This is a genomic window from Hymenobacter sp. PAMC 26628, from assembly GCF_001562275.1.
Lineage (GTDB): Bacteria > Bacteroidota > Bacteroidia > Cytophagales > Hymenobacteraceae > Hymenobacter.
In genome coordinates, this window is record NZ_CP014304.1 from 1,636,258 (window position 1) to 1,658,235 (window position 21,978).

A 21,978-nucleotide genomic window follows, 5' to 3' on the forward strand; every position below is an offset into this window, starting at 1 on the left:
AAAAGCCGGTACGAAAAAGGGACCACTGGCCGCGGCCGGTGGTCCCTTTTTCGTGGAGCCGAAGCGCCCGGCGCGGCTAGGTAGCTTGGCCCTGCGCCACAGATTCGGCTTCCGCTTGGGCCAGCTCGGTGGGGTTGTGCTGGGGGCCCCCGTAAGCATTGGCGTCGTCTTGGCTTTGGGGCAACGCTTCGGTTGCGTAGATGTGCTCCATATCGGTCATTACGTCCTCGCCGTCCACTTCCAAGTCCTTCAGCACACCGTCGGCGATGTCGTATACCAAGCCGTGCAGGCGGGGCGGGTTGTCGCCGCGCATGGCATTCTGGATAATGTTGGTTTTGGCCAGGTTGCGCACCTGCTCAATCACGTTCAACTCCACCAGCCGGCGCAGGCGCTCGGTTTCGTCCGTGACGCGTAAGTACTCGGTTTCGTGCAGCCGGATCACGTCGCGGATGTTCACCAGCCAGTTGTCGATCAGGCCGTACTGCTTGTTGGCGGCCGCCGCGGCCACGCCGCCGCAGCCGTAATGGCCCACCACCAAAATGTCTTGCACGCCGAGCACTTCCACGGCGTATTGCAGCACGCTCAGCAGGTTCATGTCGGAATGCACCACCAGGTTAGCGATGTTGCGGTGCACGAACATTTCGCCGGGGCCCGTGCCCGTGATGCCCGAAGCGGGTACGCGCGAGTCAGAACAGCCAATGAACAAGTATTTGGGCTTCTGGCCGTTGGCCAGGCGCTGGAAAAATTCGGGGTCTTCCGCGTTGCGGCTCGACACCCACTTTTTGTTGTTTTCGAGAATTTCGCTGATGCCAGCCATAAAAAAAGGTATTGACGAAAAACCAACCAGTGGGGCCCCCGCCGCCCCAACAGAGCAGCGGGCCGGGGCCCCACCGGCCGGCTTTCCGGTGAAGGAGGGGGCTGCGTACCGCGGCGCCCCGCCGAAGGTAAAGCGGAAATGCCCGCCGGAAAAAGATTGCGTGAAATGGCCCTTGGGCCCCTAGTGCCCGGCCAGCGCTACGCGGCGGATGCCGCGCAGCTCCAGCTCGATGCCGCGCGCCGGGGCCGCCTGCCGGAAGGCCTCGATGGCTTCCAGCACGTCGTGGTCGATGACGTCGGAGCGGGTGCCGTCGAGCACCACGCGGCTGCCGGTGGGCAACTGCTCCAGCGTCGTCACGATGCTGGCCTTGTTGAGGAACGAGACGTGCTCGGGCAGGCGCAGGTGCAGCGGGGCGGCCCCTTCGCCGTCGGCTGGGTCGTCGCCGCTGGTGGCCGGGTCGCGCCGCAGGTAGGAGCCGGCCTTGGCGTTGTCTTTCAGGATGAAGAAGAAGCCGATAACCAGCCCGATGCTCACGCCCTTGAGCAAATCGGTGAAGAGCACGGCCGCGATGGTGATGATGAACGGCCCAAACTGCGCCCAGCCCAGGCGCCACTGCGTGCGGTACAGGGCCGGCTTGGTCAGCTTGAAGCCCACCAGCAGCAGCACTGCCGCCAGCGCCGCCAGCGGAATCAGGTTGAGGATCGAGCCCAGAAACAACAAGCTCACCAGCAGCAGGATGCCGTGGATAAAGGCCGACACCTTGCTTTGGGCGCCGGCCGCGATGTTGGCGGATGAGCGCACGATAACCGCCGTGAGGGGCAGCCCGCCCAGCAGGCCGCTCACCAGGTTGCCGGCCCCCTGGGCCATCAGCTCGCGGTTGGTGGGGGTGTGGCGCTTCTGGGGGTCGAGGTTGTCCACGGCCTCCACGCTGAGCAGCGTTTCGAGCGAGGCCACGACGGCGATGGTGAAGGCCACGCCGTAGGTCGCGGGGTTGCGCAGGGCGTTGAAGTCGGGAAAGGTCATCACGCTTGCCAGCTGGCCGAGCGACGAAAGCACTGGCAGCTTCACCAGGTGCTCGGGGCGCACCTGCCAGGCCGGGGCCACCGCGCGCAGCAGCTGGTTGAGGCCCACGGCCACCAGCACCGCCACCAGGGCCCCCGGCACCAGCCGCGCCCAGGGCTGCCGGCGCACGGGGGCCGTATCCCAGAGCAGCAGCAGTGCCAGCGACACCGCGCCCACTACCACCGAGCCGGGGCTCAGCCCCTTGGCCGCCGCGGCAATGGACGAGAAGGTGTTCAGGCCATTAAACTGCAAAAAGTCCATGTCCTCAAAGTAGTCCGTGTCGGCCCCGAGGAAGTGGGGGATCTGCTTCATAATCAAAATGATGCCGATGGCCGCCAGCATGCCCCGGATAACGGCCGCCGGAAAGTACAGCGCGATGATGCCCGCCCGGGCCGCGCCCAGCAGCAGCTGAATAACGCCCGCCACGACCGTCGCCGCCAGCACGGCCTGCCACGAGCCCAGCGTCGCAATGGCCGACAGCATAATCACCGTGAGGCCCGCCGCCGGCCCGCTCACGCTCACCGCCGAGCCGCTGAGCACGCTCACCAGCAGCCCGCCCACAATGCCCGACACCAGGCCCGCCAGCAGCGGGGCCCCGGAGGCCAGCGAAATGCCCAGGCACAGCGGCAGCGCCACCAGAAACACCACCAACCCGGCCGGCGCATCTTGCCCCAGGGTGCCGAACAGCGACGGCTTAGCGACGGGCGGCGTGGGGCCCCCGGCGGGGGTAATGGGGGTGCCGGTGCGGGCCGGCGACGAAACAACTTGCGACATGTGCTTGCGGAAGCGCCGCCAGCTGCTCGAAAAACAAGGGGTTGCCGAGCGCGGGCAAAACTCACCACAAGAGTACGGGGGGGCTATTAAGACCGGGTTAAAGCCACGTTAAAAGGAAATTAAAAGCAGAAAAAGGGCTAAGCTGGGGCTTCCAGGGGCCATTCCAGCCACACCTGGGTGCCCTGGCCCGGCTCGCTGGCCAGGCGCACGGTGCCGCCGTGCAGGGCCATGATGCGGGCCGTGAGGGGCAGCCCGATGCCGTGGCCCGGCACGGCCCGCGCCGCCGCCGCCCGGAAGAACGGCACGAACACCTGCGCCAAATCGGCGGCGTGCAGGCCGGGGCCCTCGTCGGCCACCAGCAGGGTGAGGCGAGCGGGCCCCGGCGCCAGCGTGGCCGTAACGGTGCCTCCGCCGGCCGAAAACTTGCACGCGTTGTCGAGCACGTTCAGCACGGCCGCCAGCAGCAGGGCCTCGTTGCCGCGCACGGCGAAGGCGTCGGCCGCGTCAGCGTCGCCAAAGGCCAAATCGACGCGGCAGGTGGGGTAGCGGCGCAGCACCTGCTCATGGGCCAGCAGTAGCAGCTCGTCGAGGGGCACGGCCGCCATGGGCACCTGCGAGGGGTCGTCGGAGGCGCGGGCAATTTGCAGCAGGCCGTTGGTCAGCTCGTTGAGGCGCCGGGCCGAGTCGAGAGTGCGTTGCAGCACGCGGCGGTACTCGGCCGGGGGCCGCTCGGCTTGCAGCAGAGCCACCTCCAGCTCGCCGATGAGGGCCGTGAGCGGCGTGCGCAGCTCGTGCGAGGCGTCGCGCACAAAGGTGCGCTGCCCGGCAAAGGCCGATTCGAGCCGGTCGAGCAGGCGGTTGAAGCGCTGGGCCAGGCGGCCAATTTCGTCGGCGCGGCCTGCGGCGGGCGTCAGGCGCTGGCCCAGGTCAGTGGCCGTGATGCCGTCCACTTCGCGCACCATGCGCCGCAACGGGCGGAGGGCCTGCCCGGCAAAGCCCCACCCGCCGAGGCCCGTCACGGCCAGGGCCGCCAGCAGGCCCGCGGCCAGCAGCTGCCGCAGCTGGGCCAGCTGCTGGCGGCTGTCCTCGTCTACCGACGAGGCCACCACCACCAGGGGCCCCAGGCGGGCGTCGCGGTAGAGCAGGCCCACGGTTTCGTGGTAGTTGGTTTCGGGCTCGAGCACGGCGCGGCCGGTGCGGCGCACCTCGGCCAGCCAAGCGGCGGGCACCGCGCGCCCGGGCCCCTGCCCCTCGCGGAACACCAGGCGGCCGGCGGCGTCGTACACCCGGCCTTCCTCGGCGGGCAGCGTGCGGTAGAGTTGCTGCAAGTAGCGGCGGTAGGCGGCGCGGTGGCCGGCGTCGGCGGCTTCTTCCTGGCCGGCGGCGTAGGCGTGGCCCACCACCAGCGTGCGCTTGAATAAACTTTGGGTAAAAAGCGTGCGCCGCGACTGCTGCGTGGCCACGTAAATGACCAGCGCAAACAGCAGCAGCGTAACGGCCAGAATAGCCCCGAATTGGAGCGCCAAGCGCAGGCGAATGGACACGGCAGGGATTTTAAATGTGCAGGATGTGCAGGATGTGGGAAATGGGGCCCCCAACCGATCAAAAGGCCGTCATGCAGCGCGCAGCGAAGCATCTTTCCCGCGTAACTAATCAGGATTACTGGCGCGGGAAAGATGCTTCGCTGCGCGCTGCATGACGGCCCTTTGGCATTCCGATTTCATTCACAGAACCACACTCCGCGCATCGCCACATTCGCCCACATTAAAAAATCAGTCCTCGGTTTTCATCATGTAGCCCATGCCCACCAGCGTGTGGATGAGCTTGGTGTCGAAGCCTTTGTCGATTTTTTTGCGCAGGAAATTGATGTACACGTCCACCACGTTCGAGCCGGTGTCGAAGCTCAGGTCCCAAACGTGCTCCAGCAAGTCGGCGCGGCCCACCACCCGGTTTTGGTGGCGCAGTAGGTATTCGAGCAGGGCAAACTCGCGGGCCGTGAGTTGCACGGCCTGGCCGGCGCGCGTTACGCGCTTGGCGGCGGGGTCGAGGGTGAGGTCGGCCAGGTGCAGGGGCGCGGCGGGGGCGGGGGCCTCGGTGCGGCGGCGCACCAGGGCCCGCAGGCGCGCCAGCAGCTCCTCAAAGGCGAAGGGCTTCACGAGGTAGTCGTCGGCCCCGGCGTCGAGGCCCCGGATTTTATCGTCCGTTTCGCCCAGCGCCGTCAGTATCAGGATGGGCACGCCCGCGTCGTGGGCCCGCACCTGGCGGCACACCTCCAGCCCGCCCAGCCCGGGCAGCAACTGGTCGAGGATGAGGCAGTCGTAGCGCGTGGCCTGCGCCCGGGTCAGCCCCAGCAGGCCATCGGCGGCCAGGTCCACGGTGTAGCCCTGCTCGCTGAGGCCCTGGTGCAGAAACGCGGCCACGGAAGGTTCGTCTTCGACTAATAGAATGCGCATGGAATCGATAAATGGGGGCCCCAAAGGAACGTGCCGGCCGCTTAAGACCGGTCATAAGCTCAGCTTAACGGTGAACTTTTGAATTGACTTTGCGTTTGCGGACGAAAATACATGGCTGAATTATCTGCGTACCCCGACCTGATTCCCACCTACGAGCCCCACCGCCTGAAGGCCCTGCGCCAGTACCAGGTGCTGAGCGTACCCGGCCAGCAGCTCTTCAACGACCTGGTGAGCATCGTGGCCAAGCTTTTTGGCGTGCCCGTTGCCCTGGTGTCGCTGGTGGAGGCCGAGGAAGTCGTCTTCGCCGGCAACGTGGGCCTACCCGGCCTCGAGCGGGTAGCGCGGCCCGACAGCCTGTGTTCGGTGGCCGTTTTGCAAGACGGCGTGACGGTGTACGAAAACCTGCTGGTGCGCCCCTGCCAACTCACCAACCCTGGCGCGGCGGCGGCGCTGGACCTGCAGTTCTACGCCGGCCAGCCCCTGCGCTCGGCCGACGGCTTTGCCATCGGCACGCTGTGCGTGATGGACCACGCCCCGCGCACGTTTTCGGCCGAAGAAAGCGTGCTGCTGGCTAGCCTCGGCGACGTGGCCACGGCCCTGCTCGACCTGCGCGTGGCCCTGGAAACAGACCCCGACCTGGCTGCCGCCCTGCGCCAGCGCGTCGACGCGCGCATCGACCAGTCGCTCACCCGCATCGACACCCTGGCCTCGCTCCAGCAATGGGAAGCCACGCCCGACACGGAGGCCGCTCTCGGCTACCGCCGCTCCAGCCGCGAAGAGGCCACCCAAGTAGTGCGCGTGCTGCACGCCGAGCTGCGCCAAACCCTGGCCGACCTGCACCGCTAGCGCTGGGGCCCCCGCCGCCGTACCTTTGCCCGGCAACGCTGCGGTGCGCCGCGGGTTGTTTTTATAAAGAGGCGCCGAGAGACAGGCTCGTTGACGCGCCGGCAACCCCCCGCCTTTGGCGGGCCCGGTGCCAAGGCCTGGTTCTATAAAACGCGCTGCCGTGCTATACCTACCCCTTTTGTTGCCCCTTTTGCCAGCCGTAGCCGGCCGCCGCCCCATGCGCGTACCCGTCGGCTGTTGTTGCCGCGCGGGGTGCCGGGCCGCCGGGTAGGGCCCCCGGCCGGCCCAGGGCTGGCCTTGCATTAATCTTTCTTTTTTGTGGGGAGTGGTTTGGATGGGGCCCCGGGGCCCTGGCCGTCCCCTTGTTTACCGCCCGGCCCGCGCTGGGCCCCGAGTTTTTAGTTATGCTGAAAAAATCACTGGCCCTGTTGCAGCGCGAAGCGGCCGAAACCGGGGGCAATACCCTCAAGCGTACCCTCAACGGCTTCAGCCTCATTGCCATCGGCATCGGCGTCATCATCGGCGCGGGCCTGTTTTCGCTTACCGGCATCGCGGCGGCCAACAACGCCGGGCCCGCCGTCACGCTCTCCTTCGTGGTGGCGGCCGTGGGCTGCGCTTTTTCGGCGCTGTGCTACGCCGAGTTTGCCGCGCTGGTGCCCGTGTCGGGCTCGGCCTACACCTATTCCTACGCCACCATGGGCGAGCTGTTCGCCTGGATTATCGGCTGGGACCTGGTGCTCGAATACTCGGTGGGGGCCGCCACGGTGGCCATCAGCTGGTCGCAGTACCTCATCAAGTTCCTGGGCAAGTACGGCCTGCACCTGCCGGCCCAGTTGGTGATGTCGCCCTTCGAGTCGGCCAAGCTGGCCGACGGCTCCAGCGTGACGGGCTACGTAAACGTGCCGGCCATGCTGGTGGTGCTGGCCATCACGGCCATCGTCACGCGGGGCACGAAAGGGTCGGCCTGGTTCAACGCCCTGGTGGTGGCCCTGAAGGTGGCCGTGGTGCTGGTGTTCATCGCCCTAGGCTGGAAGTACATCGACCCTGCCAACTACCAGCCCTACATCCCGGCCAACACCGGCAAGTTCGGCGAGTTTGGCCTAAGCGGCATTTTGCGCGGGGCGGGGGTCATTTTCTTCGTCTTCATCGGCTTCGACATCGTGGCCACCATGGCCCAGGAAACCAAGAACCCGCAGCGCAACATGCCCATCGGCATCCTCGGCTCGCTGGCCGTTTGCACGGTGCTGTTCGTGCTCTTCGGCCACGTCCTCACCGGCTTAGCCAACTACTCGGAGTTCAAAAACAGCGCCGCGCCGGTGGCCATCGCCATCGAAAAAACGCCCTACGCCTGGCTCAGCTCGGCCGTGATCCTGGCCATTCTCATTGGCTACACGTCCGTCATTCTGGTCGATTTGCTGGGGCAGTCGCGGGTGTTTTTCTCGATGTCGCGCGACGGGCTGCTGCCGCCGGTGTTCTCCAAGCTGCACCCCACGTTCAACACGCCGTTCCAGTCGAGCCTGCTGCTGGGCTCGTTCATTGCCGTGTTCGCGGGCTTCGTGCCCATCTCCGTGGTGGGCGAAATGACGAGCATCGGCACGCTGCTGGCCTTCGTGATGGTGTGCCTGGGCGTGATGATTATGCGCCGCACCAACCCCGACGCGCCCCGCAGCTTCCGCACGCCGTGGGTGCCGGTGGTACCCATCCTGGGCATCGTGGTGTGCCTGGTGATGATGGCCTCGCTGCCCTGGGAAACCTGGCTGCGCCTGTTCGTGTGGCTGGCCATCGGCCTAGCCATCTACTTCGGCTACGGCAAGAAAAACAGCAAGCTGCGCCAGGCCCAGGAGCGCGGCGACGCCGATTCGCAGTAGCCGGCGCCGGGCCGCGCGTTGCCTTTTCCAGGGGCCCCACGCGGCCTTGTTCGGCGGCGCGGGGGCCCCAGGGGGCTCACTTCTTTTGCTGCAACTGCTCGCGCAGCCACGCTTTGGCAACGTCGAGCGTGTGGTGTTGGCTGGAGGTGAGGCAGTAGGCTTCGGCGGCGGCCGCATTGGCGGAATACGTGCCCACCGAAATTTGCCCGAACACCGTTTCGGGTACCACTAAGCTTACGTGGCGGATGCCCGCGGCAGCGGCCCGCGGGTTCCAGTCGTCCTTCAGCCACTGCTGCGTTTCGGCGCGCACGGCGCCTAGTTGGCGAGTATCGGCCAGCCATCCCAGCGGCTTGCACTGGCGGGTTTTGGCTTCGTACAGCGCCAAGCCGCGGTCCAGCAAGGAGCGCAACTCGACGCTCCTTGCGAAACCGTGCCACTGCACGATGAGGCACGGCACCTCGGGGGCAAACAGCATGGAGCCGTAGGGCTCGGCGATGAGAACAACGTCGGACATAATAAAAAAGCAAACCAGGGAAAATGCAAACGCCGGGCCTGCTTTGCCTGCACCTAGGTACGGCCTCGGGCACCGAGGAGTGGGCCCAGTCCGACGAATTGATTTCCCCAGCCCGCCAATGCCGGCATTTACCGGTTAAAGCGCGAGCCCCAGCAAAAACGGCTGCCAGATTTCTGGCAGCCGTTTTTGCTGGGGCCCTGGGGCCTTACGCAGCAGCTTATAACTTGCCAGTGCTGTTGTTCTGGTCGTTGTCCGCAGCGGTCCGGGCCCCGCCCAGGTTTTCCACCTCCACATCGGTTTTGCGCACCGTGTCGTGAATGGTTTCCACGCGTTCCGTGGCGGTTTTGTCAATGCTGACTTCGCCCACCACGCGGGCTTCCTTGGCCACAATGGCGCGCTCAGCTTGCTCCGTCACGCTGATTTCGCCTTCTTTGAAGGCCGCAAAATCGGCTTCGGTCGCGGGGCGGTTCACTTCGGTTCGGTTCACGTTCACGTGTTCTTCGCGCAGGCGCACGCTTTCTTCCACGGGGCGTTCGATGATGCGGGTGCGGATGCGGGCCCCGCCGGTCTGCTCTACGCGCTTGCCAACTTGCAAGTTCTCCTCGATGATGTTCAGCTTCTGGGTACCCTCGGCGGTGCCGCCGGTGGCCTGTTGGGACCCGGTTGCCGCATAGCCCTGGGCGGCGGCCTGTTCGTGCACGTCGATGGCCCCGTACTGGTCGAGGATGTCGCGGGCGCGCTCGGCTTCGTCGGCCGTGGCGGCGTGCACCGTCACCACCGAGCTGCCGCTGCGGGCCACCCCGGTGTATGCCCGGGCGTCGTCGTTGTCGTCGCCCCCGAACAGGTTACTAAAAAAGTTGCCGATGCCGTCCTCGGCCTTGCCGGCCACGCGGGCCGTGGCATCGACGGCGCCTTCGGTGGCCGTGCCGCTGGCGTTCTGGTAATCCGAGGGGTCGTTGTTGCGGCCGCTGCCGGCACTGCTGGCGCCGCCCTGCTGCTGGGCGGCCACGTCTACGTTGTCGCGCACGAAGCCGGCGCTGGTGAGTTGCTGAACGGCCTGCTGCGCTTCGGAAGCGCTGTTGAATAAGCCTACTACTGTTTGTGCCATGGGAAAGAAGGAATGGGAAAGGGGTGGAAAGTGGAAATGGTGAAAACGATGCAAGGATTAGGGCTGCGGAGGTGCGGGCGGGGAGGCCACCCGCTCATAATGCACTTCTTCGCGGCGCAGCTCCACGGTTTGGGGAGTGTGGGTGTTGAATACCTGCGTGCGCACGTGCAGTTCTTCGACCAGCAGCAGGCGCTTGGTGATAACAATTTCTTCCCGTAATACGGGCAGGATCATCGTTTCGCCTTCGTAGCGGACGGCCGGAGCCTCGTCTACGTAGCGGTTCACGGCAATGCGCTGCACGTTGACTTGTTCCTCGCGCAAAGGCACGTCGACGGTTTGAGTTTCCGTGTGCACGTGCTTGCGGATGACCACGCGGCCCGTTTCCACCGTTTGTTTTTCCAGACGGACCACCTCCTCAATCACGGGCACCACTAAGGGCACGGAGTCGAGCGGTAGCGGGTCGTTGGTAGGATCGGTGGGCTGCATAAGCGCTAGTACGCGGCGCCTACAGTAGGGTTCAGTAGTACGCGCAAAAGCCCGAATTATATTATAATCATCTGGCATTCATAATATTATCGAAATGTTAAGGCCCCAGGCAATAGGCCCCGGTGGGCGCGGCATTAGGTTTTGTAAATCAATTATTTGTTGTCGGTAAGGTGCTGCTTTTACTTCTCCTTTGGGCCCCACCGGTGGGTTCTAACTGACTTTTTCGCGGTTACTTTTACTGGTTGCTTCGCTGCTCAGTTAATCAGCGGCTCAGTTTATTTAGCATATTATTTAGCATAACTCGTGATAGTCTGCATTGCCGAAAAGCCCAGCCTTCTCTTTCAGCCCGCCGCCTTGCATGGCACTACTCATATCCGAAACGCCCGTCCCTGCCAAACGCCCCGCTCCGGCGTACCCCACCCTGGCCGAGAGCTGGGGCATTTTGGGGTGGTACCTGTTGGTAGCGCTGGTGGTTGGCGTGCCGCTTTATTTGGGCGTCGAAAAAGCGCTTGCCTCGTCCCCGGGTAGCGCAACGGTTTTGCTAGCAACCGTGCCCAACCTGGCCCTGCTAGGGGTATTACGCTGGCGGGCGGGCAAGCGCTGGCTGCCGCTGCGGCCGCAAGGGCAGGCGCCGCCCGGCCTGTACGCGGTGCTGCCGGCGCTGGTGCTGGCCTCGATTGTGGTGCTCTCGCTGCTCGATTTCCTGCATTTACCTAATTGGGCCCACGGCGCTTTCCAAAAAATGATGAAAAACCCGGCCAGCGCTTTGGTGGGGATGGCCGTAGCCGCGCCCGTGCTGGAGGAAATGCTGTGCCGGGGCGTGGTGCTGCAAGGCCTGCTGCGCAGCCGCCGGCCCTGGGTGGCCATTGGGCAATCGGCCTTGTTGTTTAGTCTGATGCACTTCAACCCGGCGCAAAGTGCGCACGCTTTTTTTTCGGGGCTATTGCTGGGTTGGCTGTACTACCGCACCCGGTCGCTGTGCGTGTGCGTGGCCATGCACGCGCTCAATAATTCGCTGGCATTCATTGCGATGCGCTGGGGCCCCGTAACCTGGCAAACCGACCCGCTGCCGAAAGCCTTCGGCTCAGCCTGGGTGTACGCGGGGGCTGTGGGGCTAAGCGCGCTAATAGTGGCCGCGGTGCTGTGGTGGGTGCAGCGCACGACCTCGCCCCCAGTTTGGGCCCTGGGCAAACTGACCGGCGAAGTGGCAACGGCGGTGAATCTGGACGCGGCGGCCGCGTAGGGCCCCCGCGGCGGCGAACCCCGGCGCTGCCCGGGCCTGGGGGCCCAAGCACCGACCTTTTCCGCGGTTACCTTTGTTGATTATTCGCGCCGAAAAATGGTCGAATCAATCCAAACCGCCCCGAATCCGTGATTGTCTGCATTGCCGAAAAGCCCAGCGTGGCCCGCGAAATTGCCACCGTGCTGGGCGCCACCCGCCGCATGGACGGCTACATGGAAGGCAACGGCTACCAGGTGACCTGGACCTTCGGCCACTTTTGCCAGCTGAAGGAGCCCGACGACTACGACCCGCAGTGGAAGCGCTGGAGCCTGCACAGCCTGCCGATGGTGCCCGACTCGTTCGGCATCAAGCTCATGCGGCGCGACGAGGGCGTGGTGAAGCAGTTCCATACCATCAAGCGGCTGGTGGACGAGGCCACGGAGGTCATCAACTGCGGCGACGCCGGGCAGGAAGGGGAGGTGATTCAGCGCTGGGTGCTAATGGAGGCCAAGTGCCGCAAGCCGGTGAAGCGGCTCTGGATTTCGTCGCTCACCGAGGAAGCCATTCGGCAGGGGTTCAACAACTTGCGTGATGGTAAAGAGTTCGATAAGCTCTACCAGGCGGGCAAGAGCCGGGCCGTGGGCGACTGGCTGCTGGGCCTGAACGCCACGCGCCTGTTCACGCTGAAATACACGACGTACCAGGACAAGCAGCTGCTGAGCATCGGGCGGGTGCAGACGCCCACGCTGGCCCTGCTGGTGGCCCGCCACCACGAAATCCAGAACTTCCAGCCCGAGCCTTATTGGGTACTGCGGACGGAGTACCGGGGCACGATGTTCGCCCACATCGCCCCGCCCAAGCAGGCCAAAGCTGCTGAGGATGCGCCCGACGAAAAGGAGCGCCTGAAGGCCCTGGGCTACTTCGTGACCGAGAAGGAAGCCAACGAGGCCTTGGAGGCCGTGCGCCCCGCGCCGCTGGTGATTACCGACGTGGAGATTAAAAAAGGCCGCGAGTCGCCGCCGCGCCTGTTCGACCTGACCTCGCTGCAAGTGCAGTGCAACAACCAGTTGGGCCTCTCGGCCGAGGACACGCTGAAGCTGGTGCAGGCCCTGTACGAGAAGAAGGCCGTGAGCTACCCGCGGGTGGACACCACGTTTCTGCCCGACGACCAGTACCCGAAAATCCCGGGCATTTTGCGCGGCCTGGCGTACCCCACGCTGACGGCGCCGCTGCTGGCGGGCAAGATTCCGAAGACGGGCAAGGTGTTCAACAACAACAAGGTAACCGACCACCACGCCATTATCCCGACCGGTGCGGCGGGCCCCGGCGGCGGGATGGAGAGCAGCGTGTACGACATCATCGCGCGGCGCTTCATCGCCGCGTTTTACCCCGACTGCGAGGTGAGCAACACCACCGTGCTGGCCGAGGCCGCCGAGCGCCCGTTTCGGGTGCGCGGCCGCCAGATCCTCAGCCCCGGCTGGCGCGTGGTGTACGGCGACCCGGCCCAACAGGCGGCGCCCAAGCCCGCGCCCGCCGCGGGTGAAAAGCCCGGGGCCCCCGCCGCCGAGGACGACGACGTGGTGAGCACCGTGCTGCCCAGCTTCGCCAAGGGTGAAAGCGGGCCCCACGCACCGCGCCTCGACAGCAAAACCACCCAGCCGCCCAAGGACTACACCGAGGCCAGCCTGCTGCGCGGCATGGAAACCGCCGGCCGCAACATCGACGACGAGGAGCTGCGCCAGGCGATGAAGGAGAACGGCATCGGCCGCCCCAGCACGCGCGCCGCCATCATCGAAACGCTGTTCAAGCGCAACTACATCCGGCGCGAGAAAAAGCGCATCCTGCCCACCCCGACGGGCGTGGAGCTCATCGGCCTCATCCGCAACCCAACCCTAAAATCGGCGGAGCTGACCGGCCAGTGGGAGCACAAGCTGCGCCAGATTGAGCGCGGCGAACTCACCAGCGAGCAGTTCCTGGGCGAGCTCACGGGCCTGGTGCGCGAGATGGTGCAGGAGGTAAAAACCGACAGCAGCGGCCGCGCCGTGACGAGCGGCAGCGCGGAGCAAGCCGCCGCCCGGGGCCCCCAGGGCCCCGCCCCGGCGGCAGTCGGCAAGGCCAGCGCCGCCGCGCCAGCTGCCAAAAAAACCGCCGATGCCCCGGCCGGCCTGGGGCCCTGCCCGGCCTGCAAAACCGGCCACATCCTGCGCGGCAAAACGGCCTTTGGCTGCGCCCGCTTCCGCGAGGGCTGCCAGTTCCGGCTGCCCACGGAAATGCAGGGCAAGAAGTTCAGCGACCTGCAGGTTAAAGCCCTGCTGGCCAAGGGCCGCACGCCCATCATGAAGGGCTTCGTGGGGCCCGACGGGCAGAAATTCGACGCCGCCCTGGGCCTCGACGCGCAGCACCAGCCGGTGCTGCTGCCCGCCGCCGAAAGCAAGCCCACCACCGCCACCGACCCCGGCCAGATTCCGTGCCCGGTGTGCAAGCTCGGCACCATGCTGCGCGGCAGCAGCGCCTACGGCTGCTCGCGCTTCCGCGAGGACTGCCAGTTCCGCGTGCCCTTCGCCTGGGGCGGTAAGGAGCTGACCGACACGCAACTAAAGCAGCTGCTGCGCCGCGGCGAAACGGGCGTCATCAAGGGCTTTGTCTCAGCCAAAACCGGTAAGAAGTACGACGCCGCTCTAAAGGTGGACGAGGGCCGCGTGGTGCCGGTATTCAGCTAAGAATAGGGCCCCGGGGCCCTATTTGAGGCCGATGCGGTAGTGCAGGCGCAGGCTGAGTTGGTGGCGCCGGCCAAAATCGGTAGCGGCGGTGGGCTCCAGGGCGAAGCCGCTGTTAGCCAGCCGGATATTGGCCGCCGCGAAGCCCATGGTGGTGCTGGCCGGACGCTCATTGCTGGCGATGTCGCCCACGGAAAAACTGTGTGGATCGACGCTGCTGAACGCCACGCCGGCTACTACGCTGCCGCCTTTGCGCGAACCCAGCCCCGAACCCAGGCCGACGCGGTAGAGGTAGTTGCCGACGCCACCCGCGCCGTAGCCCGCATCGGCCTGGGCAAACAGCAGCCAGCGGTTGCCTACCCACACCTGCAGGTCGGGCAGCAAGGGCTTGGCTTCCAGCGTCGAGTCATTCCGGTAGGCCTGGTTATTCAGCAAGCGGCCCGCGTGGAAGCCCACGTGGTAACCCACGCTGATGTTCCGTATGGTTTGAAAATTGCCTTCTACATAAGGGTTGACATCCAATAGGTTGTACGTGCGGGTGCTCGTTGGGGCGCTGGTCTGCAACGACCCACTGCCGGGCGTTTGCGGCGCAAAGGCTACCCGGTCGGTGCCGCCCCACACAGCCACGCCCACGGTGCCTAATGGGCTGTTGCCTTCGGGCTTGAGTTGCACCGCCACCTGCCCGCCCACGGTTTGGTAGCGGTGCAGGTAGCCATCGCGCGAGGGGGCCACCGGGTAGCTGCCTCCCCCGCCGCAGCCCCCGCCGCTGGTAGTGGCGTTGTAGTCAAAGTCTTGGTCGAAAGTCCCCTGAGACGCGCCTACCGAAAAATCAATGGACCGTACCGAATCCTGACGTGGGGCCGGAGCCTGGCTCATCAGCACGAGTAAGGCCAGGGCCCCGGCGAAGGCCAGCCGGGGCTGCCCGCGCCACCCGGCGGCGGCCAGCGCCGGCCACCAGGCCACCGCTTCGGCCAGCAGCAGGGCCCCCAGCATCACTTGCAGCACCCGAAACTCGGCCCCGGTGAGGGCGTGCGGGGCCAGCGCGGCCGTTAGGGCCAGCAGGGCGGCGGCCCCGGCCAGCTGCCGCGCCGGCTGCGGCGCGCCGGGCGCGGCCGCCCGGGCCACCGGGAACACCGTGCCCCACCACAACAGCAACGCTGCGCCGGCCAAGTGCAGCAGCCCTACTCCCAGTACGCCCCACTGAATGGCCAGCAGTCGCACGCCGCCCAGCGCCAGCGGCTGGGCCCCCAGGGTTTGGCTGGCCGGGTCGCGCCACGCGCACAGCCCGCCCCAGGCCAGCAACAGGGCCCCCGTGCCCAACAGGTAGCGCGTGCCGGCCGGCCAGGCGCGGCGGCGCGTGGCCCACGTGGCCCCGGCCAGCGCCACGCACAGCAGCAACCCGTACAGCTGCGTGGGCACCACGGGCAGCGCGTGCGGGGCCCCGGCGGGCAACAGGCCCCGCGCCACCTGGGCAGCGTAGGGCCCCGTGCCGGGTCCGAAGCACAGCCCCAGACCGCTGCTGGCCAGCTCGCCCCAGCAGCAGCCGGCTGCCAGGCAGCCCAGACACTGCACGGCCAGCCCCACCGCCAGGGGCCCCACAAAGGCATCGAATGCCGACCAGCCCAGGCCCAGCCACCGCCGCAACGCCAACAGCACCAGGCTGCTGGCCGCGATGCCGCCCAGCGCCGAGCGCACCGGGTAGGCCCCCAGGTCGGCCCCGCCCTGCCACAGCGCCGGCCAGTCGGCCGGCGGGAGCACCACCAGCTTGCAGCCCACCACGAAGGCCAGCAGCGTGGCGGCCTGCATCAGCAGCCAGGGGCGCAGGGAGAAGCCGCGCCGCCGGCCTTCCAGCAGCAGCAATAGTTGATAGGTGGCCACGGCCAGCAGGTAGCAGGCGGTGTAATGGCCAGGCCGAAAAACGGCGGGCAGTTCGAACGTATAAAGGGGCATGGGCCGCGCGGTGGGGGAGAGGGAGGACGGCCCGAAAGGTAGCGGTCCACCCTGCGCAAATACTACCCAAAAAACACAGCTGTCAGACCCGCCACTGCCCGGTTTGGGCGACGTAAGTTATTGACCAATAATTATTAAAACAAAAAATATTAGACTTTTGCCCAGCCCGGCAACGGACTACTTTTCCGCGTCCAGGGCCCCAAACTCTACCAAGTTCTTCACCATCCCTTTGAAAATGATGCCGTGGAAGGGCAGCACCGAGTACCAGTACAAGCGCCCGGCCAGACCCTGGGGGCGGTAGGCGGCCAGTTGCTCCAGGGCGTGGGTGCCGTCCTCGTTGTCCACGATGCGGAACTGGAGCCAGGCCTCGCCGGGCAGGCGCATCTCGGCATAGAGCAGTAGGCGCTTGGCGGCGCGGTCGGCCACCAGCACGCGCCAGAAATCGAGCGGGTCGCCGGCGCGCAGGCGGCTGGGCGAGCGGCGGCCCCGGCGCAGGCCCACGCCGCCCACCAGCTTGTCCATCAGGCCCCTGATGCGCCACAGCCAGTCGGTTTTGTACCAGCCCCGCTCGCCGCCGATGCGCCAGATGTTGTCGAGCACCTCGGCCACGGGCCGCGTAAACAGCCGCAGCTGCCGGTCAAAAAACATCCCGTTTTTGGGAATTTGGATGGCGTCCATGTAGTTCTGGCGCAGGTTGCCGCTGCTCATGGCGTCGCTCCAGCTGCTCACCACCTCGTTCTGCTCGATGCGCTGGAAGGCCAGGGCCAGGGCCTCGCGGTAGCTCATGCACGGGTGCGGCACGGCGCGGGCAATGCTGCGGGCCGGGTCGGCCACGGTGTCGTTCTTGAGGCTCTCCACCAGGCTTTGGGCCAGCGAAAACGAGGTGCTGGTGACCAGGTACAGCCACCACGACGAGAGCCGCGGCGTGAGCACGGGCACCGTCATAATCCAGCGCCGGTAGCCGCGCTGGGCAGCCAGCCCGAGCAGCATCTCCTTATAGGTCAGTACGTCGGGGCCCCCAAGGTCGAAGCTTTGGCCCAAGCAGGCGGGGTTGTCGAGCACCGCCACGAGGTAAAACATCACGTCGCGGATGCCCAGCGGCTGGCAGCGCGAGTTCAGCCAGCGCGGCGTCACCATCACCGGTAGCTTTTCCACAATGTCGCGGATAATCTCGAACGAGGCCGACCCCGACCCGATGATGATGCTGGCCCGCAGCACCGTGAGCTGCGCCTTTTGGGCCCCGGCCAGCACGTCTTCCACGGCGCTGCGCGAGCGCAGGTGCACGCTCAGGTCGTGGTCGTTGGCGATGCCGGAGAGGTAGATGACCTGCCGGGCCCCGGTGCGGTCGAGGTACTGCGTGAAATTGCGGGCCGAGTCTTGCTCCAGCTGGAAAAAATCCTTGTCGCCCCCGCTCATCGAGTGCACTAGGTAGTAGGCCGCGTCGATGTCCAGGGGCAGGTCGGCCAGCGTTTCGGGCTTCAGCAAGTCGCCCTGCACGGCGCTTACTTGCGAGCGCCGGTCCTCGGGCAGCGTGTCGGGCAGGGCGAAGCGGCGGGCGTCGCGCACGAGGCACACCACCTCGTGGCCGGCCTCGGCCAACCCGGGCAGCAGGCGCTGGCCAATGTAGCCGGTGGCTCCGGTGAGCAGGATTTTCATGGACAAAGCAGGAAAATGGGGATGCGCCCGGGCCCCGTGGCGGCACTAATTAAGAACGTAATTCACCCGCGGTTGTTTGGCTGCGCTGGGCCCCCGAAAAAACTTACTTTCGTGCCCATGAAACCCGCTTACTTTTGCGCCGCCCTGGCCGGGCTGCTCGCCCCCGCCGCCCACGCCCAAACCACGCTCACCATCCCGCAGGCCAGCCCGGCGGTGCGCGTTCGGCAGGCGTTTTCCACTTCGTTCGTCGAGCTGCATTACGCGCGGCCCTCGCTGCGCGGGCGCGTGGCCTTCGGGGGGCTCGTGCCCTACGGCCAGGTGTGGCGCGCGGGCGCCAACGCCGTCACCACCATCCACTTCGGCGAGGAAGTAAAAGTGGCGGGCCAGGCCGTGCCGGCCGGCACCTACGCCCTGCTGGCCATCCCCGGCAAAACGGACTGGATGATCATCCTCAACCGCGACACCGCGCAGTGGGGGGCCTACGATTACAAGCAGAGCCTTGACGTGCTGCGCGTATCGGCCAAAGCCGCCCAACTGGCGGCCCCGCAGGAAACCCTGTCGCTCAGCCTCGAAAACCTGCGTCCCGCCGCCGCCGACCTTGTGCTGGCCTGGGACCGCGCCGTCGTGCGCGTGCCCCTCACCGCCAACCCCGACCCGATTGTGCTGGCCCAGATCAGGGAGGCCATGAAGGGCACGAAAAAGCCCTACGTCGCGGCCGCGCAGTACTACTACGACTCCAACCAACCCGACCTCACGCCCGCCCTCGGCTGGTTCGACGAGTTCATCAAAACCAACCCCGACGACGCTTTCTACGGCTATTACTGGCGGGCCAAGCTGCTGCTGAAACAAGGCAAAAAGCAGGAAGCCATTGCTGCCGCCAACAAGTCGCTGGAGCTAGTCAAAACCGATAAAAACGAAATTTCTCGGGCCGAATACACCCGCCTCAACCAAGGCGTGCTGGCCGAGGCCAGCGGGAAGAAGTAAGGGCGGTAATCAACCGAATTGCTACTGGTGAACAAGGAAAAACACGGTTGTGCTGACCGTAGGGAAGCAATTTTCCTGCGCAAGCAACTCAATCGAAGCAACGAAGCGGGAGGGATGCTTCGGCTGGGCGGATACCAGAGGAGCAAAATCGTTTCAAATAAAAAAGGCTTCGCGCATTACGCACGAAGCCTTTTTTATTTGATTTACGCTTGATGTTACGAAGCCGGCGTAACGCCTTGTTGGTTCACCATTTGCGAGAAGCTTTTGGCCGCGTTGGTGAATTCTGAGGGGATGAGCACCACGGTGGTCGTGTTGTTGTCAATGCCAATTTCCGACAGCATTTGCATGCGGCGCAGCTCCAGGGCAATGGGGCTTTTTTCCATTTCCAGGGCCCCCTGCGTGAGTTTTAGCGAGGCTTCCAACTCGGCTTCGGCCTTGATGATGCGGGCGCGCTTCTCGCGGATGGCCTCGGCCTCGCGCGCCATCGCCCGCTGCATGGACTCCGGAATTTCCACGTCTTTGATTTCGACCAGCTCAATCTTCACGCCCCAGGCCTCGGTGGCGGCGTCCACGATTTGCAGCAGCGCCCCGTTGATGTGGGCGCGTTCGCGCAGCACCTCGTCGAGCTGGTTCTGGCCGATGATGTTGCGCAGCGCCGTGACGGCCAACTGGTACACCGCCTTGTTGTAGTCGGCCACCTTAATTACGGCGTCGGCCGGGTTGAGGACCTTGAACCACAGCACGGCGTTTACCTTGATGGTCACGCTGTCCTTGGTGATGGTTTCCTGCTGCTCCAGCTCCACCGTTTTGGTGCGCATGTCAATGGTTTGCTGGCGCTCCATAAACGGGATGAGCCAGTACAGCCCGGGGCCCCGGGTGCCCGTGTAGCGCCCCAGCCGGAACACGACGGCCCGCTGGTATTCCTGCGCAATGCGCAGGCTGAGCGCCAGGAGAATGAGAACGACGAGCAGCAGTATGAGCAGCGACATGGCCAAAAGAGGATTGATGAGTTTAGGTGATGTATCGCTGCGGGGCCCCGGGCATTACAGCCGGCCGGCGTTACGGCCGCTGGCCAATAGTTTGCAGCGTTTTGGCATCGTGCACGCCCTTGAAAAACTTCGCCAAAACCGCTTCAAATACCGGGTCAGCGCCCGGCAAAGCGGCAAACAACGTCATCGACGATTTCAGCTTCAAATCGTCGGGGCTGCCGAATATCCGGCCGGCGTCGCTGCTGGCCAGCCCCAGCAAGGCTGTGCAAATCTCCACCAGCCGGGGCCCCAGCACGGGGTGTTTGGCGTATTCCTCCGCTTCGGAAAGGTTTTCAATGGCGTAGTGCTTAGAAATCTCACTGAATCCCAGGCCCTGAATTTGGGGAAAAATGTACCATATCCAGTGGCTGCGCTTGCGGCCGTTTTGCACTTCTGCCAAGGCCTGCGGGTAAGCCATTTCTTGGGCATCGATGAATCGGTTTAAGCTAGACATGATTGTAAGATGCTGGCATTGCTTCTACTGTTGTATTAACAGGTTAACCTTTAGGCTAGACTGACTTATGTAAGGGGCAACTTTGGTTAACAATCACGAGTTACGGTGCGTCAAATTTGCGCTAGTAGCAGGTTCATTTCCAATCGGTATAATCTTCCCTAAATCCCCTGCAACGTCTAATCCATATGCAGTAGCAATTTTGGAAATGCCAATGCCAAATACTCCTCGAAGCTCTCCCAATGCTGTCAAGAATACCCACCCACTGAATGAGGAAAAATCTTGAGAATTTGCTATGTCATGTCGCACACTATGAATGTTGTCTAAAAATTTCCTGCACGATGACCTTAGAAATTGTAAGTCATCATACAATTCACTCCTCTGAGCAATTTTGCCAATTTCCTCGGTTAAGTACTTTCTGATTTCTTGAATTGAGTCAATGCAGTGTCTTGGTACTTCCAATTCATGGGGAGAATATAAAACTCTCCTGTCCTCAAGAAAAGCAATTATCCTTCTAGCAACCTTAATTTCTGATTCGTCGGGTTGCCAAGAAACTCCGAAAAAAGGGAGGCTAAAACCAGTTAATCGGCTTTTTATTTCCTGATAAGTCAGCTTTAGATTTGTCATTCCGGGATTTATTAAAAAAATAAATAAGTATACAATTATTACCGCCCTACCACGGGCAGCACGGCGGGGCTCTCGTGCCCAGCGGCGTCGACGCTGGCGATGCCGAAGGTGAAGTTGTCTTTGCTGATGGGCAGGTCGGCCTTGGTATCGGTCACGAGGTAGCGCTGCTGCCACTGCGGCGCGTCGCTGGCGCGCACGAGCACAGCGTAGGCGGCCGGCTTGGGGCCCCCGGTGGGCGCCTGCCAGCGCAACGCGGTGCGGTTGGTGAGGTCGGCGGTGAGGACTTCGACTTTGGCGGGGGCCCCGGGGGCCAGGGCCAGGCTGGCCATGGTGGCAAGGTTGATGCCGGCATTGCGGCGCAGGTAGGCGAAGTCCATGCCCGCGATGACGTCGCCGTAGGCGCGGCCTTTTTCGGTGCGCAGGTCCTGGTGCTGGTGGCTGTAGTCCTCGTTCATTTCCGTAAAGCGCACGGCGGCAAAGCCTTGCTGGTTGAACGGCGTGTGGTCGCCGCCGCGCAGGAAGCGGTCGGGCCGGTTGATGAGCACCAGCTCCTGGCCCTTGGCGTAGAGCTGGGCGGCGCGCTGGGCGGCGCGGGCGAGTTGGCGGCTGGGCGCGTCATTTTCGGAGCTGAGCTGGCGGCGCTGCTTGGCCTGCTCGGGCGTTTCGGTGGCCGGCACGCCTTCGCTGAACACGCGCAGCTTGGTGGCGTCGCTCAGGTCGGGGTCGTGGCCGTGCGAGTTGCCCACGATGTCGTTGTTGAGCATGGCCACCAGGTTCCAGCCTTCTTTTTTTGCCCGCTCGGCCAGGTGGCTGGAGCCGTAGAGGCCTTGCTCTTCGCCCTGCACGACCACAAATTTCAGGGTGCACGGGAATTTCTGGCCGGCCAGCACGCGGGCCAGCTCCATCACCAGCACCGTGCCCGAGCCGTCGTCGTTGGCCCCCGGCGCGTCGGCGGTGGCGTTCATCACGTCGCTCACCCGCGAGTCGATGTGGCCGCTCACGAGGATGACGCGCGTATCGGTGGGGTCGGTGCCGGGCAGCGTGGCCAGCACGTTGGCCATCAGCACCGGCTTGTTGATGCGGCGGCCGTCGGGTTTGACGGTGAAGGTGTCCATTTCTACTTTCAGGCGGCCGCCGCTGGCTTGGCTATACTTTTCAAACTCGCCCTGCACCCACTTGCGGGCCGCCCCGATGCCGCGCGTCGGGCTCTGGGTGTCGCTGAGGGTGTGGCGGGTGCCGAAGCTGACGAGCTTCTCGATGTCGGTTTGCAGGTTCTTGGCCGAAATCTCGTTCACCAGCTTTGCAATGGCCGGGTCGGCCTTGGGCAACAGTGAGGAAGGAGCGGGGGCCATTTGGGCCGCGGCGGCCAGCGGCAGCAAAGCCAGGAGGAGAGTTGCTTTCATACGGCGGTAAAC

General features: G+C 64.8%; 18 protein-coding genes and 1 riboswitch. Of the genes, 5 read left to right on the plus strand and 13 right to left on the minus strand.

All coding sequences use genetic code 11. From position 1 onward, the window contains the following. Positions 1 to 76: 76 nt before the first annotated feature. From AXW84_RS07290 to AXW84_RS07305, 4 genes are all read right to left on the minus strand, one after another. The gene (locus tag AXW84_RS07290; RefSeq protein WP_068230724.1) at positions 77 to 817 is read right to left on the minus strand and encodes a carbonic anhydrase; all 741 of its coding nucleotides are present in this window, start codon (positions 815 to 817) and stop codon (positions 77 to 79) included. A 180-nt stretch (positions 818 to 997) separates the two neighbouring features. Continuing rightward, entirely contained in the window at positions 998 to 2,653 is a 1,656-nt protein-coding gene (locus AXW84_RS07295) for a SulP family inorganic anion transporter (protein ID WP_082773754.1), read from the minus strand. Between the two features lie 137 nt (positions 2,654 to 2,790). Beyond that, positions 2,791 to 4,197 carry a HAMP domain-containing sensor histidine kinase gene (locus tag AXW84_RS07300; RefSeq protein ID WP_068230727.1) on the minus strand — a complete coding sequence of 469 codons (1,407 nt, stop codon included), beginning with the start codon at positions 4,195 to 4,197 and terminating at the stop codon, positions 2,791 to 2,793. Positions 4,198 to 4,425: 228 nt separating this feature from the next. Further along, entirely contained in the window at positions 4,426 to 5,106 is a 681-nt protein-coding gene (locus tag AXW84_RS07305; RefSeq protein ID WP_068230729.1) for a response regulator transcription factor, read from the minus strand. A 111-nt stretch (positions 5,107 to 5,217) separates the two neighbouring features. Here AXW84_RS07305 and AXW84_RS07310 point away from each other — a divergent pair, with 111 nt between their 5' ends. After that, positions 5,218 to 5,952, plus strand: coding sequence for a GAF domain-containing protein (locus AXW84_RS07310; RefSeq protein WP_068230734.1), 735 nt, complete (start codon positions 5,218 to 5,220; stop codon positions 5,950 to 5,952). A 58-nt stretch (positions 5,953 to 6,010) separates the two neighbouring features. Next, a riboswitch (SAM riboswitch) is annotated at positions 6,011 to 6,104 on the plus strand. 252 nt (positions 6,105 to 6,356) lie between these two features. Continuing rightward, positions 6,357 to 7,820: an amino acid permease gene (locus tag AXW84_RS07315; RefSeq protein WP_068239033.1), complete on the plus strand. Its 1,464-nt coding sequence runs from the start codon at positions 6,357 to 6,359 to the stop codon at positions 7,818 to 7,820. A 76-nt stretch (positions 7,821 to 7,896) separates the two neighbouring features. Here the strand turns inward: AXW84_RS07315 and AXW84_RS07320 are convergent, their stop codons facing one another. The 3 genes from AXW84_RS07320 to AXW84_RS07330 form a co-directional block, all read right to left on the minus strand. Then, complete coding sequence (locus AXW84_RS07320) at positions 7,897 to 8,334, minus strand: hypothetical protein (protein WP_068230737.1); 438 nt, start codon at positions 8,332 to 8,334, stop codon at positions 7,897 to 7,899. Positions 8,335 to 8,551: 217 nt separating this feature from the next. Beyond that, positions 8,552 to 9,442, minus strand: a complete 891-nt coding sequence (locus AXW84_RS07325; RefSeq protein ID WP_068230740.1) for a YsnF/AvaK domain-containing protein — start codon at positions 9,440 to 9,442, stop codon at positions 8,552 to 8,554. A 57-nt stretch (positions 9,443 to 9,499) separates the two neighbouring features. Then, positions 9,500 to 9,928: a YsnF/AvaK domain-containing protein gene (locus AXW84_RS07330; protein ID WP_068230743.1), complete on the minus strand. Its 429-nt coding sequence runs from the start codon at positions 9,926 to 9,928 to the stop codon at positions 9,500 to 9,502. Between the two features lie 358 nt (positions 9,929 to 10,286). On the opposite strand from AXW84_RS07330, the gene AXW84_RS07335 reads away from it, so the two are divergent. Both AXW84_RS07335 and AXW84_RS07340 read left to right on the plus strand, forming a co-directional pair. Next, on the plus strand, positions 10,287 to 11,171 hold the full coding sequence (locus AXW84_RS07335; RefSeq protein ID WP_068230747.1) for a CPBP family intramembrane glutamic endopeptidase: 885 nt from the start codon (positions 10,287 to 10,289) through the stop codon (positions 11,169 to 11,171). 128 nt (positions 11,172 to 11,299) lie between these two features. Further along, the gene (locus AXW84_RS07340; RefSeq protein ID WP_068230750.1) at positions 11,300 to 13,870 is read left to right on the plus strand and encodes a type IA DNA topoisomerase; all 2,571 of its coding nucleotides are present in this window, start codon (positions 11,300 to 11,302) and stop codon (positions 13,868 to 13,870) included. Positions 13,871 to 13,888: 18 nt separating this feature from the next. Here the strand turns inward: AXW84_RS07340 and AXW84_RS07345 are convergent, their stop codons facing one another. Further along, positions 13,889 to 15,817 carry a prolipoprotein diacylglyceryl transferase family protein gene (locus AXW84_RS07345; protein WP_068230753.1) on the minus strand — a complete coding sequence of 643 codons (1,929 nt, stop codon included), beginning with the start codon at positions 15,815 to 15,817 and terminating at the stop codon, positions 13,889 to 13,891. A gap of 177 nt (positions 15,818 to 15,994) precedes the next feature. After that, positions 15,995 to 17,473 carry an SDR family oxidoreductase gene (locus AXW84_RS07350; RefSeq protein WP_068230756.1) on the minus strand — a complete coding sequence of 493 codons (1,479 nt, stop codon included), beginning with the start codon at positions 17,471 to 17,473 and terminating at the stop codon, positions 15,995 to 15,997. A gap of 117 nt (positions 17,474 to 17,590) precedes the next feature. On the opposite strand from AXW84_RS07350, the gene AXW84_RS07355 reads away from it, so the two are divergent. Beyond that, complete coding sequence (locus AXW84_RS07355; RefSeq protein WP_068230760.1) at positions 17,591 to 18,457, plus strand: DUF2911 domain-containing protein; 867 nt, start codon at positions 17,591 to 17,593, stop codon at positions 18,455 to 18,457. A 215-nt stretch (positions 18,458 to 18,672) separates the two neighbouring features. On the opposite strand, the gene AXW84_RS07360 is transcribed toward AXW84_RS07355, so the two are convergent. The 4 genes from AXW84_RS07360 to AXW84_RS07370 form a co-directional block, all read right to left on the minus strand. Further along, positions 18,673 to 19,446, minus strand: a complete 774-nt coding sequence (locus AXW84_RS07360; protein ID WP_082773756.1) for a slipin family protein — start codon at positions 19,444 to 19,446, stop codon at positions 18,673 to 18,675. Between the two features lie 70 nt (positions 19,447 to 19,516). Beyond that, the gene (locus AXW84_RS07365; RefSeq protein WP_068230767.1) at positions 19,517 to 19,939 is read right to left on the minus strand and encodes a DUF1810 domain-containing protein; all 423 of its coding nucleotides are present in this window, start codon (positions 19,937 to 19,939) and stop codon (positions 19,517 to 19,519) included. A gap of 93 nt (positions 19,940 to 20,032) precedes the next feature. Then, entirely contained in the window at positions 20,033 to 20,563 is a 531-nt protein-coding gene (locus tag AXW84_RS23120) for a DUF6650 family protein (RefSeq protein WP_071891094.1), read from the minus strand. A gap of 38 nt (positions 20,564 to 20,601) precedes the next feature. After that, on the minus strand, positions 20,602 to 21,966 hold the full coding sequence (locus AXW84_RS07370; RefSeq protein ID WP_068230770.1) for a M20/M25/M40 family metallo-hydrolase: 1,365 nt from the start codon (positions 21,964 to 21,966) through the stop codon (positions 20,602 to 20,604). Positions 21,967 to 21,978: the final 12 nt, after the last annotated feature.

Excerpts from the sequence above, each read along its gene's own strand:
- AXW84_RS07290 (WP_068230724.1), bottom strand. The coding sequence starts at position 817 with ATGGCTGGCATCAGCGAAATTCTCGAAAACAACAAAAAGTGGGTGTCG.
- AXW84_RS07295 (WP_082773754.1), bottom strand. The coding sequence starts at position 2,653 with ATGTCGCAAGTTGTTTCGTCGCCGGCCCGCACCGGCACCCCCATTACC.
- AXW84_RS07305 (WP_068230729.1), bottom strand. The coding sequence starts at position 5,106 with ATGCGCATTCTATTAGTCGAAGACGAACCTTCCGTGGCCGCGTTTCTG.
- AXW84_RS07310 (WP_068230734.1), top strand. The coding sequence starts at position 5,218 with ATGGCTGAATTATCTGCGTACCCCGACCTGATTCCCACCTACGAGCCC.
- AXW84_RS07315 (WP_068239033.1), top strand. The coding sequence starts at position 6,357 with ATGCTGAAAAAATCACTGGCCCTGTTGCAGCGCGAAGCGGCCGAAACC.
- AXW84_RS07320 (WP_068230737.1), bottom strand. The coding sequence starts at position 8,334 with ATGTCCGACGTTGTTCTCATCGCCGAGCCCTACGGCTCCATGCTGTTT.
- AXW84_RS07325 (WP_068230740.1), bottom strand. The coding sequence starts at position 9,442 with ATGGCACAAACAGTAGTAGGCTTATTCAACAGCGCTTCCGAAGCGCAG.
- AXW84_RS07330 (WP_068230743.1), bottom strand. The coding sequence starts at position 9,928 with ATGCAGCCCACCGATCCTACCAACGACCCGCTACCGCTCGACTCCGTG.
- AXW84_RS07335 (WP_068230747.1), top strand. The coding sequence starts at position 10,287 with ATGGCACTACTCATATCCGAAACGCCCGTCCCTGCCAAACGCCCCGCT.
- AXW84_RS07345 (WP_068230753.1), bottom strand. The coding sequence starts at position 15,817 with ATGCCCCTTTATACGTTCGAACTGCCCGCCGTTTTTCGGCCTGGCCAT.
- AXW84_RS07350 (WP_068230756.1), bottom strand. The coding sequence starts at position 17,473 with ATGAAAATCCTGCTCACCGGAGCCACCGGCTACATTGGCCAGCGCCTG.
- AXW84_RS07355 (WP_068230760.1), top strand. The coding sequence starts at position 17,591 with ATGAAACCCGCTTACTTTTGCGCCGCCCTGGCCGGGCTGCTCGCCCCC.
- AXW84_RS07360 (WP_082773756.1), bottom strand. The coding sequence starts at position 19,446 with ATGTCGCTGCTCATACTGCTGCTCGTCGTTCTCATTCTCCTGGCGCTC.
- AXW84_RS07365 (WP_068230767.1), bottom strand. The coding sequence starts at position 19,939 with ATGTCTAGCTTAAACCGATTCATCGATGCCCAAGAAATGGCTTACCCG.
- AXW84_RS23120 (WP_071891094.1), bottom strand. The coding sequence starts at position 20,563 with ATGACAAATCTAAAGCTGACTTATCAGGAAATAAAAAGCCGATTAACT.
- AXW84_RS07370 (WP_068230770.1), bottom strand. The coding sequence starts at position 21,966 with ATGAAAGCAACTCTCCTCCTGGCTTTGCTGCCGCTGGCCGCCGCGGCC.